Below are 15127 nucleotides of genomic sequence, written 5' to 3' on the forward strand. Positions count from 1 at the left end.
GAGAGCTATGAACTTTGTGGCAATAGACTTTGAAACAGCTAATGAAAAACGCTTTAGTCCCTGTTCAGTAGGTTTAGTAATAGCCAATGAGCATGGAATAGTAGATGAATTCTACAGCCTTATCAATCCGTTAATGGAATTTAAATCATTCAATACGTATATTCATGGGATTACAGAACATGATGTAGCCGATGCTCCTACATTTGCTGAGCTTTGGCCAACATTACGGAATTACTTAAGCCACCAGCTGGCAATTGCACATAATGCAAGTTTTGATATGAGTGTGATTCGCAATACCCTTGATTATTATATGCTTCCATATCCTGAAATGGATTATCTTTGCACCGTGAATATATCTAAAAAGCTTTGGCCGAGATTGGATAATCATAAATTGAACACACTTGCGACATATCACAACCTTCAATTTGAGCATCACCATGCATTAGAGGATGCTAAAGTAGCTGCGGGAGTAATGATTCAAGCTTTACGTGAAACAAAGACAAGTTCCCTTGACCACTTTTTAGAGAAATGCAGCATGACAAAAGGGAAAATTTATGATCATGGTTATTATCCGCCAAAAATGAAACCCGTAAAAAGAAGTACAAGCCTGTTTTTTAAATAAAGAAAAATGCTAGAGCATAGTTTGGATGTTCTAGCATTTTTATTGCTTTAAGTGTACTGTTACTTGCTATATATAGTTTACTGAATTAAAATAATAAATAGAATATTCAACGAGGTCATCATCATTATTCCATTAAAGGGGTGGTAGGATGAATACCGATACAAATGTTCAAAATGATTTGGAAAAAATGCTGCAAAGGGCAAGGAGAAATACATTAGGGGATTTATTAGCTCGTACTAGGGAAAGAACGCCTACTAAATTTGCGTTTGCTTATGAAAACAGGCGGCTAAACTATGAAGAGCTTGATAATATTGTCAATCAGACGGCTCGTGCATTTTTAGCAGACGGTATGAAGAAAGGAGATATGATTACGGTCATGTCTAAGAACAGTCTTGATTTCGTTGTAGCTAATTTTGCACTTGCTCGAATTGGAGCAGTTATGATTCCGATCAACTATATGCTAAATCGAGAAGACGTGCAGTATATCGTTGAGCATGCTGAGGTTAGAGGTTTACTTGCATCAGAGGAGTACGCGGGCTTACTCAACCAATCTGTTGGTAATCAGGAAATTAAATATCGCTATCTGATGGACACTGCACTACCATATAATGGAGAAAATAAAGGGTGGAAACCATTAGCCCAAGCTCAAGAAGGTCAATCGATTCAATCCGTTGATGCAGATATTAATGATGATGATCTTGTTCAGGTTTTATATACAAGTGGTACGGAATCAAGACCAAAAGGAGTTATGCTGACACATAAAAATTTAATTAGTGAATACCTTAGCAGTATTGTAGATGGGAAAATGGGAGCGGAAGATGTCGCGATTCATGCATTACCATTATATCATAGTGCACAGCTCCACGTTTTTTTGGGACCGAGTGTATACCTAGGATCAAGTGGGATTATTCTAGGTTCAGCAAGTCCTGAATTAATTTTAAAAACGATTGAGGAAGAAAAAGCAACGCAGCTATTTTGCCCGCCAACCGTTTGGATAGGATTATTGCGTCATCCAGATTTTGATAAGCGAGATTTATCTTCCCTTGAAAAGTGCTATTACGGTGCAGCAATTATGCCTAAGGAAATTTTAAAAGAGCTTTCTGTACGATTACCAAACGCAAAATTTTGGAATTTTTATGGTCAGACGGAAGTTGCTCCTCTTGCAACTGCACTTCAGCCGGAAGATCAGTTACGGAAACTGGGCTCTGCAGGTAAAGCAACATTAAATGTCCAAACGAAAATTGTAGATGAAGACGACAATGAAATCCCTCGCGGGGAGATTGGAGAAATTGTTCATCGTACACCTCATGCGATGAAAGGTTATTTGCACGAACCAGAAAAAACGGCAGAAGCATTTCGAAATGGTTGGTTTCATAGTGGTGATCTAGGTGTAATGGATGAGGATGGCTATATTACAATTGTAGATCGCAAAAAAGACATGATTAATACTGGTGGTGTGAATGTTTCTTCTAGAGAGGTTGAAGAAATTATTTATCAGTTAGAAGGAGTTTCGGAGGTTGCTGTAATTAGTATACCAGATGCTTATTGGATTGAAGCAGTAACAGCGATTGTCGTACCAAAAGAAGGAGCAGAAGTGACAAAGGAAAAGCTGATTCAATTTTGTACAGAAAAATTATCGAAATACAAAGTTCCTAAATTTGTTGAGATTACAGATGAACTACCGAAAAATCCAAGTGGGAAAGTGCTAAAGCGTTCATTGAGAAATAAATATGAAGGATTAGCAGAGCAATAAATGGTTGTACGTTTTAAAGCAGGGTTTGTTTAGCCGATTTGTTCGTATACAATGAAACTAATTTGAAACACTAAGCCTTGGAGGTGTTTCAAATGGCAAATAAAAATGAAAATTGGAGTAAGAAACGTGTTAATTCGAGTGTGAATCCACAAGGATATTCTGAAGATGTAGCTGATCAAGAGCCAAAGTCACAGCTGGAGCAGCGTGCAAAGAAGAAAAATACGAAAATATAAATGCGTTTCCAATGGTCAAACAACGTTATAAAAAAATGGTAAGAACTTACCATTGAATTTTTTCATGATAAGATGTAATATATAAATACAAGCTACAATGTTCGTATTTAATTAAGTTTTAACCTCTAATGAATGTATAGGGAGTTTTACATCGAGATTGGAATGTCGTGCCGCCAAAGCAGCGGAAGGCAGGAAGGTTTCTGCGAACACCCACTTTGCGAAGTGGTGGTTTAAAACTTTTTATTACAAAATACGGCAATTGTGGCCTGTATACATAACATATGCGAGACCGACTTTCATTTTGAGAGTCGGTTTTTTGATGTGTGCGATAAGGAAAGCTTTAACGAATTGATTGTAAATCGGTATTATTCCAAGTTGATAAAAAAGTGTAAGATAGAATTATCAAATAATACGAGAGGTGGAAATCGATGACTTTTCATTATGAAACGATTGATCATGTTCAATTAGCTGCACCTCCTGGAAGCGAAGTAAAAGCACGTAGCTTTTATGAGGAAATATTAGGCTTTAGAGAGGTAGAAAAGCCGGAATTGTTGAAAGCGAATGGTGGGGTTTGGTTTCAGGCTGGCACGATAAATATCCATATTGGTATTGAAAAGCCATTTGTTCCTGCGAAGAAAGCACATCCAGCAATCTTAGTTAAAAATATAAAAAAACTAAAAGAACATTTAACTGAAAATCAAGTGGATTTCCTAGTGGATCATAAACTGCTGGGAGCAAATCGTTTTTATGTATCCGATCCGTTTGGAAATCGTATTGAGTTTTTAGAGTGGGAAAAATAGAATCGTTTTAAATGAATGCAGCGTGATTTAAATCTCTAAATTGTGCGAATGATTTTATTTTTATAATCCACTTGTAATAAGCGACTCACATGCTATACTAATAACAATCTATTAGTGTTAATTTATCGCTACTAGTTTTGTATTAGAATCTAGTAGCGATTTAAAATTGAATATGTGTTTTCATATAATAGCAGGAATATGGCCTGTAAGTTTCTACCAGTTTACCGTAAATAAACTGACTATGAAAAGTAACGTAACAAATTGGAGAAGCTCTCATCGGAGTGACTTCATTTTGTTCTATTTCGAATTTGAAAGCTCGAGGTTTGCTTTTATCATAGTTATGGTAGAAAGCAGGCTTCCGAGCTTTTTTAATTTGTTAGGAGGACAAAAAATGGAATTATTGAAACAAAAGATAAGAGATGAAGGGAAAGTATTATCGGATACGGTTTTGAAAGTAGATTCATTCTTAAACCATCAAATCGATCCGAAACTAATGCAAGCGATTGGAGAAGAATATGCAGCTCGTTTTCGCGATAGTGGGATTACGAAAATTTTAACACTCGAGTCCTCTGGGATTGCACCGGCAACAATGGCAGGTTTAACTCTTGGAGTACCGGTTATCTTTGCTAGGAAACGTAAGTCCTTAACATTAATTAATGAATTATATTCTGCGCAGGTATATTCATTTACGAAGAAAGAAACAAATAAGATTTCTGTATCTAAAGACTATATTTCAGCGAATGATGTTGTTTTAATTATTGATGATTTCCTTGCGAATGGACAAGCTGTTTCAGGATTGCTTGACATTGTGGAACAGGCAAATGCGATGCTTGCGGGAGTTGGAATCGTTATTGAAAAAGGGTTTCAAGAAGGCGGTAAACAAATTCGAGAACGTGGTGTCCGTGTAGAGTCACTAGCGATTATTTCATCTCTCGAAAATGGGGAAGTAACCTTTGCGAAGGAGGCAGTACCTAAATGAAAACTGCTGCATTAGGGTTTCAACATGTTCTGGCAATGTACGCTGGAGCAATATTAGTACCGCTTATTGTTGGAGATGCTCTAGGGCTAACTTCAGAGCAGTTAACATACCTTGTTGCAATTGATATTTTAATGTGTGGAGTCGCTACGATTCTGCAAGTTGTGAATAACCGCTTTTTCGGAATTGGACTTCCTGTAGTTCTTGGCTGTACATTCACAGCCGTTGGACCAATGATTGCAATCGGTGGAGAATATGGAATTTCAGCTATCTATGGAGCGATTATTGTGACAGGTATTGTAATCGTGCTAATCAGTGGATTCTTTGGAAGTTTGGTACGTTTTTTTCCGCCGGTTGTAACAGGTACAGTTGTAACAATTATTGGTATCACATTAATCCCTGTCGCTATTAATAATTTGGGTGGGGGTCAAGGTGCAAGCGATTTTGGATCGATTGTTAATATTTCCTTAGGTTTTGGTACGCTATTATTTATCATTTTATTGTATCGTTTTGCGACTGGGTTTATAAGATCGATATCTATCCTTATCGGCTTAATTGTTGGTACAGCAGCAGCTATGTTTATGGGAAAAGTAAATTTCTCTGCTGTAGCAGAAGCTTCCTATTTTCATATGGTAGAGCCATTTTATTTTGGAGCACCGACATTTGAATGGACTGCGATTTTAACGATGATTTTAGTTGCTATTGTATCTTTAGTTGAATCGACTGGAGTATACTTTGCATTAGGAGATATTACAGAAAGAAAGCTCACGCAAAAGGATCTTTCTAAAGGATATCGTGCAGAAGGGATTGCTATTTTTCTCGGTGGAATTTTTAACGCATTTCAATATACCGCCTTTTCTCAAAATGTTGGACTAATTCAAATGACTGGCGTGAAAACGAGAAAAGTCATTTTTGTTGCTGGTGGTATGTTAATTGCTTTGGGGTTTGTACCTAAAATTGCAGCATTGACAACGATTATTCCAACTGCTGTTTTAGGTGGAGCGATGGTTGCGATGTTCGGGATGGTTATTTCCCAGGGCATAAAAATGTTAAGTAGTGTTATTTCAGATTCACCGGAAAATTCAATGATTATTGCTTGTTCAGTTGGAATGGGGCTTGGAGTTACCGTTGTTCCGGAATTATTCGCTCAATTGCCATCCAGCATTCAAATTTTAACGAGTAATGGAATTGTTGCTGGTAGTGTAACAGCAATTGCATTAAATATTGTATTCCATATGCTTCCGTCAAGAAAAGCAAATCCTGTTTTAGAGGAGCAGGAAGCATAGAAGGATAATTATTTGCTTACATCTAAATTAAGAAGAAAAGCTAATCATACAGTTCTCCATTTAGCTTTCTTATTATGAACATATAAAAATGCATAGATTATTTAATCTGTGCATTTTTTCCTTTACTGCATCCAGTCCGTACGCCGCTAACCGGGAGCTTGCGCTTTTGTTACTGGTTATGTAATTTCTCATTAATTTGTTTTAGGTGATGGGTGTCGTGTTTTATGAAAATATTTATAAAACTCTCTCCTGAGAACTGTCGTTTACCTCCACCAATTGTAAATCTAATATTTTCATCTACACTTGAGATTCTATCCTTTAATTCTTTTCGAGTAACAACAAAACTATCTATGATGGATTTTACTGAATTGTTTTTAAGAAATGTCATAGCTTCTTTATTATGTTTATCATGTTCCGGAAATTTTGGTAAATCAGCACCTTCCATCATTAAAGGTAACATATTTTCAAGATTGAATTTATCCCAATAATATAAATGGCCTACGATTTCTCTAATTGCCCACTTTCCTTCACGAATAGGTTCGCATAGCTTAGCTTCAGATACTTCTTTTAAATTCGAAATATCATCAATTGTTTTGTTAAATTGACTTAATGTTTTTTTATAGCATTTCCTCCCAATGCACTAATTTGAATCTATAGTATTTAATGGCCAGCACGAAAATAGAAACCTTAGATTGGATATCTATAATCATGACCTATTCATTATATAGTAGAATAATTATTTAGAAAAGTATAATTAATGCAGAATTCATGATGCCTAAGTTTTGACAATAGACATTGCCTCCATACTCCCATATAATTCATTATACATGGCAAAAAATGATTCGAGACACGAAGTAAGGAGCGTGAGGCGTCTGAAGAATTATAACATCGAAAATATAGACAAACTGAACAAATTGCCTATTGTTGCTGTATTAATAACCGGAGCGTTTTTGGCAATTTTAAACCAAACATTGCTAGCAACGGCAATCCCGCATATCATGCATGATTTGAATTTAACAGAGAATACTGCGCAGTGGCTGACAACGATATTTATGCTCGTGAATGGAATTATGATTCCAATCACAGCTTTTTTAATTGAAACATTTACGACTCGTAGACTATTTTTAACAGCAATGAGCACATTCGCTGTAGGAACATTTATATGTGCTATTGCTCCGAACTTCGCGTTATTAATGGTTGGTCGGATTATTCAGGCTGCTGGCGCTGGTATTATGATGCCTTTAATGATGACCATATTCCTACTGATTTTCCCGATCGAGAAACGAGGTACAGCAATGGGAACAGTAGGGCTGGTGATTGGATTTGCACCTGCGCTTGGACCAGTGATTTCAGGTTGGCTTGTTGAATATTACCCGTGGCGTTCATTGTTCTACCTTGTTCTGCCGCTATCCATTATCAATATTGTTATCTCTTATTTTGTGATGAAAAATGTAACGAAGCGGACATTCCCGAAGGTAGACTACCTTTCTATTATTCTATCTACTTTAGGTTTTGGAGGATTGCTTTACGGCTTTAGTAGTGCGGGGAATTATGGATGGACGAATATAGCAGTTATAAGTAGTCTTGTCATTGGAGCTATTACACTTACAAGTTTTATCGTACGTCAATTTAAGCTGGAACAGCCTATTCTTGAGTTTCGTATTTTTAAAAATAAAATATTTACAATCACAACCATTATCGGGATGATTGCGTTTATCGGATTAATTTCCGCTGAAACGATTTTGCCGATTTATATGCAAAATATGGCTGGATTTACAGCTCTAGAATCAGGTCTGATGATACTGCCAGGTGCTTTGCTAATGGGCTTTATGTCTCCGATTAATGGAAGGATTTTTGATAAAATTGGTGCCAGATATCTTCTGATTATTGGTTTAGCCTTGTTGACTATTACATCCTTTTTGTATACGAGACTAAGTGCCGATACGTCGTTAGCATACCTTACAATTGTGTTTGCGATACGGATGCTTGGGATATCAATGGTCATGATGCCTGCAACAACGGCTGGGCTTAACCAGTTACCGACTCGACTGATTCCACATGGGTCAGCGATGACGAATACAATGAGGCAGGTAGCAGCCTCGGTAGGGACTGCAATCTTAGTGACGATTATGACTGCTACTGCCCTTCGTACAGGAGAAGGGCCAATGGAACTGATTCATGGTGTGAATGTTTCCTTTTACGTTGCGACGGTAATATCATTAGTCGCTCTAATTCTATCCTTTTTCATCAAAGGGACAAACCCTTCTAAAGATAGAGAAAGAATATCTGCATAGGAAAAACACTGGCATTCGTCTAAAGTTTTTGGCGAATGCCAGTGTTTTTATTTATGGGAAGCCTTTTGCGATTGCCAAATGCAGAAACAATACTGTGCAAAATCATTCCAACGATTACAAGCCCCATCCCGATAAAAGAAACAGCACTTGGTAAGGGAGAACTTAGGATAATGATTTCTCCAATTAAAGCAAAGACAACCTCACCTGATTGGGTTGCTTCCACTCCAGCCATTTTTTGATTATCCTGTTGAACCATTTCCGTAGCATAGAAAAATAAAGCAGTTGCAATAATGCCGGAAGATATTGCTACAATGAATGTTTGGGTCACCTGGCTAGAATTGGGTAATCCATGTGTTGCCAATCCATAAATGGATAGGACAATCCAAAAAGGTAAGGAAGCAATCGTCATTCCAAGTATTCTCTGAAAAGTGTTTAATTCTGCGTTTACAACTTGCATCATTTTTCGGTTGCCTAGTGGGTATGCAAATGCCGAAATGATTAAGGGAATAACACAAAGCAAAACACTTATCAAAGGTACAGAAGAAGCATGTTCGAATTGCATGATGAATACCCCGGCTAAAATAATAAGTGATATAAAAATACTTTGGATCGGGATCTTTTGCTTTATTTTGTTGTTTAAAAATGGCACGAGTAAGGAACCCGCAATTATCGTCAGCTGGAATGTTGCTGCCACAAGCCAGCCAGGACCATAAATTGTTGCAAAGGTAAGGGGAGCATAGAATAATCCGAATCCAACGGTACTCCAGATAAGCCAAGAAAAGGGTCTTTTTTTCATATGTTTAATCACTGGCTTCACATTTCGTTGATATCCTACAATGAGAAAGAGAATAGGCAGCATAAAGAAAAATCGAAGCGTGGCACTCCAAATCCAACTACCGCCGTCTAACTCCATGGCACGATTAAGTATAAATGTAACCGAAAAAAATAAAGCAGCCACAATCCCAATTAGAATTGCCTTCAACTCAATCACCTCAACTAAGTACCAAAAAATAAAAATCTAATACTAATCATACCAGAGAATAACTCGATTTGAATAAGTATTTTTAATTTTTTGCACGATTAGCTATGATTGGGAAAAATGTCTTATAATTGCAGGTTTCTTATGGTTTATGTCGAATAGTATAGACATAGAAAGAAACAGGAGTGTGTTTTGAAATGGAAACGTTGCCGAATTGGTTCTGGATTTGCTATTATATTTTTTTGTTTTTAACACTATTTAGTGGAGTTATTAACTGGGTAAGACAAGTATATAGTCCACTTGCTGCGATGACAATCATATTCGCGCTGCTTACTCCACTTGTTGGATTTGTATATAGTATCGGAAGGCCAGAGGGATTGAATGAATTTCAATATGTCATGGAGCAATTTGAAACAAGAGATATGTGGTCTGTATATATTATTTTAGTACATATTTATTTCGTTATTTGGTGGTTTTTATTTTTGGATATTTGGAAATGGATCAAAAAAATTCCGTTTAAAAAAATATGGGAAAGTAAAGCTATAATTATGGATAAAATGAAAAAGAGGAGTAAACAAACGGAAACAACAACGAACCATGAAGAAATAGAAAAGAAATGATCTACTGTGAAATCTAAAATGTACGGTAATTTAGAAAAGTAGGTTATACTTGATATAACAATACTGGAGTGAGTGTAATGACGAAAAAGCTAAATTCTTTTCCTCCGGTAGTACCAGAGAAGCCGAAGGTTCTTATTCTTGGTTCCATGCCGGGGAAAATTTCATTAGAAAAGGACGAATACTACGGAAATCCTAGAAACCATTTTTGGTCAATCTTGTTTAAGTTGTTTAAGGTAGCGCCTATAGAGGAATATGATAAAAAGGTACTATTTGTAAAAGAGCAGGGAATTGCATTATGGGATTCGATTGGTTCCTGTTATCGAGAAGGAAGCTTGGATTCGAATATTATGGATGAGGTGCCGAATGATATTATCGGCTTGTTACGCGAATATCCATCCATAAGCTTAATTGCATGCAATGGCACTAAGTCATATACAACGTTTAAGAAAAATTTCAATCTAGATGATCTTGGTCAAGTTCGTGTTATAAAATTACCATCCACGAGCCCAATCCCAGGAAGGTATACGAAATCATTTGAAGGAAAAGTAGCGTCTTGGAGTGAAATTTTAAATCATATCTAAGTACATTTCGTAATAAGATTGATAATGGGTCTTAAAGAGAAGTTTAGAAACTTTGTTAAAGCGGTGATAATCGAGTCGTAAGGGGCAACTTACGACTCGGACGGTTTCTTACAAAGTATCGGTAGCCCTGACTAGGGTACGAAAAAAAGCAATTATCCTGATCGAATGACTCGTCAGGATGATTACTTTTTTTCACGGCTGTTCACAATTAACAAGACGAGCGTGGCGAATGCGAACATTAACTCAAGCGCATTGTCAATTGGTATCACAAGCTTCAACCCCTTTCGTTAGGGTTTAAGCCACCGTGTAAAAAAGTTGACCTTTTTTACTGCTTCTGCCTAAGCACACTCTGCAAGACCTGTCTATTAGATTATACTATACAAATATTATAAAAAGTTTAAATTATTTAAAAATGATAACAATTCCCTAGAAATTAACAGTTGCTTATGAGTATATAGTAGAAGTGAAGGTTTATCATCTAGGTCTTGTTAAGGAAAATGACAAAACATTAGGGGAATTAGCATAGGCTTTCTATTTCCATTTTATATAATAGCTTGATTTATTAAAAAATTATTTGTATAATGAATTTAATTTCGTAATATATACGAAAAGACGTTGATGAGGAAAAGTAGGATTTTCATATTTTTTAAAGAGAGCTTCGGTAGCTGAGAAGGAGCAAAAATAGAAATCTGAATAATGGCCTCGGAGTTCCGTTGCTGAAACTATTATAATAGGAGTAGGTTCCGGCGAGATTTGGTACTCGTTATCCATACCACAGTATAAAAAGTTCTATTTAGCTTTTCGTACTTGATGAGGCTGTATGTGTGAGCATACAGTGAAGTAAGGTGGTACCACGTTCATTCAACCACGTCCTTACCGTTTATTCGGTAAGGACGTGGTTTTTTAATGTTAAAAAGGTTAATAATCTAGTGTAGAAACGCAGTAAATGGAGGGGCAAAAGAATGAGCAAAAATTTAGTGTTGCAAACAGATTTTGGAATTAGTGATGGGGCTGTAAGCGCAATGTATGGGGTTGCTATATCCGTTGATCCAGCTATTCGGATTTTTGATTTAACACATGATATTCCAGAATACAATATATGGGAGGCTTCTTATCGATTGTACCAAACGATTAGCTATTGGCCGAAGGGAACGGTATTTATTTCCGTAGTGGACCCAGGAGTTGGGACAGATCGAATGAGTGTTGTTGTAAAAACAAAGGAAGGTCAGTATATTGTAACACCGAATAACGGTACTTTAACCCATATTATACATAGTGTAGGAATTGCTGAAGCACGAATTATTGATGAAAAAATAAACCGACTTCCTAATTCTGGTGAGTCCTACACGTTCCATGGGCGTGATGTGTATGCATTTACAGGAGCAAGATTAGCTGCAGATGTTATTTCCTTTGAAGGGGTTGGTCCGAGCATTGCTGCCCATGAATTGATTGAATTACCGAGGACAAAAGCTAGAATTGAGGATGATTCGATTAAAGGGAATATTGATATCCTTGATGTTCGATTTGGTAATCTCTGGACGAATATTAATCGTGAGCTGTTTATCGAAGCAGGGATTCAATATGGAGATACATTAGAAGTATCGATTCAAAATAATACGCGCCATATTTACAAAAATATAATGCGATTCGGTCGTTCTTTTGCAGATAGTCGATTAGGTGAACCGATTGTGTTTGTGAATTCATTAGATAAATTAGGGGTAGCTATTAATCAAGGGTCCTTTGCTAAGGCGTATCATATTGAGACAGGGGCAAATTGGATGATTAGCTTTCGTAAAGTTTAAAAACTAGAAAGTGGATCTGTATAATTTGATGTTTTGAATTTTCAAAAGAACATTTTTTTGATATGTTGAAAATGAAAAAGGAGATGTGGAGTTTTGACTAAAAATTTAGCATTAGAAGAGCGATTACTTCAGCAATATGATAAAAGCTATGAAGGGAATGGAATATTGGGTGAGCGAATTGCACATCGTTTAAGTGAACTATCAAAAATTGGTTTAACTGCCGATAATGGTTCCAACCGCCCTGGTTTTTCTTTAGCTGAAAAGCAAGCGAAGGAATTAATCAAAACATGGATGCTAAAGGCTGGACTTTCAGTTTCTGAGGATGGAGCTGGAAATGTGTTTGGCAGATTAACTGGTAAGGAGGATCATTTGCCAGCTATCATGAGTGGATCACATGTTGATAGTGTTCCAAATGGTGGTCATTTTGATGGACCGCTTGGTGTTTTAGCTGCGCTTGAAGTGGTAGAAGCTTGGAAGACAAATAGCTATCAGCCACGAAAGCCATTTGAGGTTGCTATTTTTACAGACGAAGAAGGATCACGCTTTAACAATGGGTTAAATGGTAGTGAAGCGTTGATTGGGAAAGCGAATGTAGAGGAGAAAATAGAACTACAGGATGAAGAAGGAAGAAGCTTTGCAGAGGTTTTACAGGATGTAGGATTATCTGTTCAAGGTTATGCAGAAGCAGGTCGGCAATTAGATGAAATCGAGTTGTTTGTGGAAGTACATATAGAACAAGGAAAACGATTAGAAAAGGAAGAGCTTCCATGTGGAATTGTTACAGGGATTGCGGGCCCATGCTGGCTTGAATTTACGTTTGATGGAGAAGCAGGGCATGCAGGCAATACACCAATGAATGACCGAAAGGACGCTTTAGTTGCAGCTAGTGAATTTGTGATGAAAGTTAATCAATTGCCAAGGCAAATAAATGATTCTGCAGTGGCTACAATTGGTAAGCTTCAGGTGGAACCAAACGGAGTCAATGTTATACCTGGGAAGGTAACTCTCTATGTTGATATTCGGGATATTTACAAAGAAACACGTGATGAGCTTGTAGATCGTGTGCTATCACTAAGTTCCGAAATTGCAGATACGTATCATATTCAAGTAAAGCATGAAGAGAAGGTTCGTGTTCATCCCGTTCCAATTGGTGAAGATATTCAGCAATTGTTAGAGCAAGCTTTGCTGGAACATGGAATTTCAGCCTATAAATTACCTAGTGGAGCAGGGCATGATGCAATGATTCTAGGCGAAAAAATACCTGTAGCCATGATTTTTACACAAAGTAAAGATGGAATTAGTCATAATCCTGCTGAGTGGTCTTCTTTAAGTGATTGTGTACAAACGGTTCAAGTGCTTAAAACCTTTGTGGAAAGTTTGCAGCATGACAGGAAGTAGGCTTGCCTAATGGACATTTTTTGGCTGCGTTTTGCACTGTTTAGTCTTATATGGGTTATGATGATTTTGCAAGATAGTATAAATACTGCTTTTAGTGTGGTGTTGTTTGCTGTAGCACTTGCGATATATTTTTTAATGTCTCTTAATAAAGCAGTATTTTCATTATTTATCTGTCTCACACTAATAATCGGAATACATAGCCTCTTTTATGTAGATGATTTTATACTCGCTTTTATATTGTTCGGTTATTGTTTAGCAGATGCAGCGGTTCGTTTAAAGCGAAGGCAATTAATTCGGTACCTATTATTGACGATTGTCGTTTCGAGTATCTCCATTTTGAAGCTTGATATGTTTGATGGGCAAATTGCACTCGTATATCTCTTATTCACATTGCTGCTGTTCTTATTAAATCGCATGATAGTGGAGCGAAAAGAACAGTGGGAAATTTATGATCAACTATTGGGAGAATATCGTAAACTAAAACGTATGAACCTGGCGGCTGAGGATCATGCACGACTAGAGGAACGCACAAAAATTGCCCGAGATATTCATGACTCTGTTGGACACCGGTTAACGGCTTTAATCATGAAATTAGAAATGCTATCCATTCAAAGGAAAGATAAGAGCTTTGATGAGCTTAAACAGATGGCAAAGGAAAGTCTAGAGGAAACAAGGCATGCTGTAAAAACATTGCAGTCGGAAGAAAACGAGGGAATTGCAACTGTTGTTCATCTAATTCGAAAATTAGAAGCAGAAAGTCATATTCTAGTCCAATTTACGATGAAACAAGGGGTATTATCGATCCCGCTTTCGAATGAAAAAAGTGTAGTTCTATACCGTGTTATCCAAGAAGCTTTAACGAATGCAATGCGGCATGCCCAGTCAAGAGAAGTAAAAATTACGCTAGGGAAAACAGCAACAGAAGATATTTCATTTGAAATTATGAATGCCGTCTTTGAGCCAAAACCATTTCAGTTTGGATTTGGGCTTTCTAGTATGAAAAATCGAGTGGAAGAAGTTGGGGGAAAGCTAACAGTATATCAAACGGAAAAGCATTTTATCGTATCGGGTATGATTCCAGGTTAGGAGGGGTATGATGTGGAATATTTTGTTAGTTGAGGACCAAACGATTGTTCGCCAAGGGTTAAAGGTTATTTTAGAGCAGGACGAAAGGTTCAACGTATCACATCAAGCTGAAAATGGACAGCATGCAGTAGAAATAATGGAAAAGCATTTGATCGATTTTATTTTGATGGATGTGCGGATGCCTGTCATGAACGGAATTGAAGCAACCCGAATCATTAAAGAACGTTGGCCTGACGTGAAGATTTTAATTTTAACAACGTTTAATGATGATGAATATGCGGTGCAAGCCCTACGAGAAGGGGCAAATGGTTTCTTATTAAAAACATCTGAACCAGTAAAATTGATCGATGCTGTACACAGCTGTATGAGTGGTGGACTAACGATTCATGATGAAGTGGCAGCAAAGGTAATGCCGCGACTATTGCAGACAAGTGAAAAACCAAAGCTTGATATTGATCTTACAGAGAGAGAGCTTGCAATAACGAAGCTCGTCGGTGAAGGAAGAACAAATAAGGAAATTGCGGATGAACTATATCTTTCGATTGGTACAGTTAAAAATCATTTGACCTTGATTTTGCAGAAATCAGGTTTACGTGACCGAACACAGCTTGCGATTTATGCGGTAACACATGGGATTACGGATTAATAGGGAATATAGAACCTAAAATAGTGTCATTAGATTGTTACAACTCTCCTA

The 15127-nt window shown here is 37.1% G+C and carries 15 protein-coding genes, 1 other RNA gene, 1 riboswitch and 1 other annotated feature; of the genes, 14 read left to right on the forward strand and 2 right to left on the reverse strand.

Annotated elements, in window-relative coordinates; genetic code table 11:
- Positions 1 to 7: 7 nt before the first annotated feature.
- From F1560_RS09755 to F1560_RS09785, 7 genes are all read left to right on the forward strand, one after another.
- The gene (locus F1560_RS09755; RefSeq protein WP_149474430.1) at positions 8 to 622 is read left to right on the forward strand and encodes a 3'-5' exonuclease; all 615 of its coding nucleotides are present in this window, start codon (positions 8 to 10) and stop codon (positions 620 to 622) included.
- A 148-nt stretch (positions 623 to 770) separates the two neighbouring features.
- Positions 771 to 2375: an acyl-CoA synthetase gene (locus F1560_RS09760; protein ID WP_245347629.1), complete on the forward strand. Its 1605-nt coding sequence runs from the start codon at positions 771 to 773 to the stop codon at positions 2373 to 2375.
- A gap of 92 nt (positions 2376 to 2467) precedes the next feature.
- Positions 2468 to 2608, forward strand: a complete 141-nt coding sequence (sspL, locus tag F1560_RS09765) for a small, acid-soluble spore protein L (protein ID WP_149474431.1) — start codon at positions 2468 to 2470, stop codon at positions 2606 to 2608.
- 86 nt (positions 2609 to 2694) lie between these two features.
- A non-coding RNA gene (gene ssrS, locus F1560_RS09770) (6S RNA) lies at positions 2695 to 2880 on the forward strand.
- A gap of 156 nt (positions 2881 to 3036) precedes the next feature.
- A complete protein-coding gene (locus tag F1560_RS09775; protein ID WP_149474432.1) occupies positions 3037 to 3408 on the forward strand; it encodes a VOC family protein in 372 nt (123 codons plus the stop codon).
- 160 nt (positions 3409 to 3568) lie between these two features.
- Positions 3569 to 3670, forward strand: a riboswitch (purine riboswitch).
- A gap of 129 nt (positions 3671 to 3799) precedes the next feature.
- Positions 3800 to 4387, forward strand: coding sequence for a xanthine phosphoribosyltransferase (locus F1560_RS09780; protein ID WP_149474433.1), 588 nt, complete (start codon positions 3800 to 3802; stop codon positions 4385 to 4387).
- Positions 4384 to 5670, forward strand: a complete 1287-nt coding sequence (locus F1560_RS09785; protein ID WP_149474434.1) for a nucleobase:cation symporter-2 family protein — start codon at positions 4384 to 4386, stop codon at positions 5668 to 5670. The genes F1560_RS09780 and F1560_RS09785 overlap by 4 nt, the downstream gene beginning before the upstream one ends.
- Positions 5671 to 5839: 169 nt before the next feature.
- On the opposite strand, the gene F1560_RS09790 is transcribed toward F1560_RS09785, so the two are convergent.
- Positions 5840 to 6307 (reverse strand): DinB family protein, encoded by a 468-nt coding sequence (locus tag F1560_RS09790; RefSeq protein WP_149474435.1) that lies wholly within the window; start codon positions 6305 to 6307, stop codon positions 5840 to 5842.
- Between the two features lie 235 nt (positions 6308 to 6542).
- Here F1560_RS09790 and F1560_RS09795 point away from each other — a divergent pair, with 235 nt between their 5' ends.
- Positions 6543 to 7964, forward strand: coding sequence for an MDR family MFS transporter (locus tag F1560_RS09795; protein WP_245347647.1), 1422 nt, complete (start codon positions 6543 to 6545; stop codon positions 7962 to 7964).
- Positions 7965 to 7983: 19 nt separating this feature from the next.
- Here the strand turns inward: F1560_RS09795 and F1560_RS09800 are convergent, their stop codons facing one another.
- The gene (locus F1560_RS09800; RefSeq protein ID WP_149474436.1) at positions 7984 to 8946 is read right to left on the reverse strand and encodes a DMT family transporter; all 963 of its coding nucleotides are present in this window, start codon (positions 8944 to 8946) and stop codon (positions 7984 to 7986) included.
- A gap of 194 nt (positions 8947 to 9140) precedes the next feature.
- On the opposite strand from F1560_RS09800, the gene F1560_RS09805 reads away from it, so the two are divergent.
- From F1560_RS09805 to F1560_RS09830, 6 genes are all read left to right on the forward strand, one after another.
- Entirely contained in the window at positions 9141 to 9563 is a 423-nt protein-coding gene (locus F1560_RS09805) for a hypothetical protein (protein WP_149474437.1), read from the forward strand.
- A 77-nt stretch (positions 9564 to 9640) separates the two neighbouring features.
- Positions 9641 to 10144 (forward strand): DNA-deoxyinosine glycosylase, encoded by a 504-nt coding sequence (locus F1560_RS09810; protein WP_149474438.1) that lies wholly within the window; start codon positions 9641 to 9643, stop codon positions 10142 to 10144.
- Positions 10145 to 10750: 606 nt separating this feature from the next.
- Positions 10751 to 11022, forward strand: a binding site (T-box leader).
- A gap of 84 nt (positions 11023 to 11106) precedes the next feature.
- The gene (locus F1560_RS09815; RefSeq protein ID WP_149474439.1) at positions 11107 to 11946 is read left to right on the forward strand and encodes an SAM hydrolase/SAM-dependent halogenase family protein; all 840 of its coding nucleotides are present in this window, start codon (positions 11107 to 11109) and stop codon (positions 11944 to 11946) included.
- Positions 11947 to 12039: 93 nt separating this feature from the next.
- Positions 12040 to 13344, forward strand: a complete 1305-nt coding sequence (locus F1560_RS09820) for a M20 family metallo-hydrolase (protein WP_149474440.1) — start codon at positions 12040 to 12042, stop codon at positions 13342 to 13344.
- 9 nt (positions 13345 to 13353) lie between these two features.
- Complete coding sequence (locus F1560_RS09825; RefSeq protein ID WP_149474441.1) at positions 13354 to 14430, forward strand: sensor histidine kinase; 1077 nt, start codon at positions 13354 to 13356, stop codon at positions 14428 to 14430.
- Positions 14431 to 14440: 10 nt separating this feature from the next.
- Positions 14441 to 15076: a response regulator transcription factor gene (locus F1560_RS09830; protein ID WP_149474442.1), complete on the forward strand. Its 636-nt coding sequence runs from the start codon at positions 14441 to 14443 to the stop codon at positions 15074 to 15076.
- Positions 15077 to 15127 lie beyond the last annotated feature (51 nt).

It is taken from the genome of Oceanobacillus polygoni, assembly GCF_008304605.1.
In the GTDB taxonomy this organism is placed as follows: Bacteria; Bacillota; Bacilli; order Bacillales; family Amphibacillaceae; genus Oceanobacillus; species Oceanobacillus polygoni.

Bases quoted from the DNA above. Each gene is read 5' to 3' on its own strand.
- F1560_RS09780 (WP_149474433.1), top strand. From the start codon at position 3,800: ATGGAATTATTGAAACAAAAGATAAGAGATGAAGGGAAAGTATTATCG.
- F1560_RS09830 (WP_149474442.1), top strand. From the start codon at position 14,441: ATGTGGAATATTTTGTTAGTTGAGGACCAAACGATTGTTCGCCAAGGG.
- F1560_RS09815 (WP_149474439.1), top strand. From the start codon at position 11,107: ATGAGCAAAAATTTAGTGTTGCAAACAGATTTTGGAATTAGTGATGGG.
- F1560_RS09825 (WP_149474441.1), top strand. From the start codon at position 13,354: ATGGACATTTTTTGGCTGCGTTTTGCACTGTTTAGTCTTATATGGGTT.
- sspL (WP_149474431.1), top strand. From the start codon at position 2,468: ATGGCAAATAAAAATGAAAATTGGAGTAAGAAACGTGTTAATTCGAGT.
- F1560_RS09810 (WP_149474438.1), top strand. From the start codon at position 9,641: ATGACGAAAAAGCTAAATTCTTTTCCTCCGGTAGTACCAGAGAAGCCG.
- F1560_RS09805 (WP_149474437.1), top strand. From the start codon at position 9,141: ATGGAAACGTTGCCGAATTGGTTCTGGATTTGCTATTATATTTTTTTG.
- F1560_RS09760 (WP_245347629.1), top strand. From the start codon at position 771: ATGAATACCGATACAAATGTTCAAAATGATTTGGAAAAAATGCTGCAA.
- F1560_RS09775 (WP_149474432.1), top strand. From the start codon at position 3,037: ATGACTTTTCATTATGAAACGATTGATCATGTTCAATTAGCTGCACCT.
- F1560_RS09755 (WP_149474430.1), top strand. From the start codon at position 8: ATGAACTTTGTGGCAATAGACTTTGAAACAGCTAATGAAAAACGCTTT.
- F1560_RS09785 (WP_149474434.1), top strand. From the start codon at position 4,384: ATGAAAACTGCTGCATTAGGGTTTCAACATGTTCTGGCAATGTACGCT.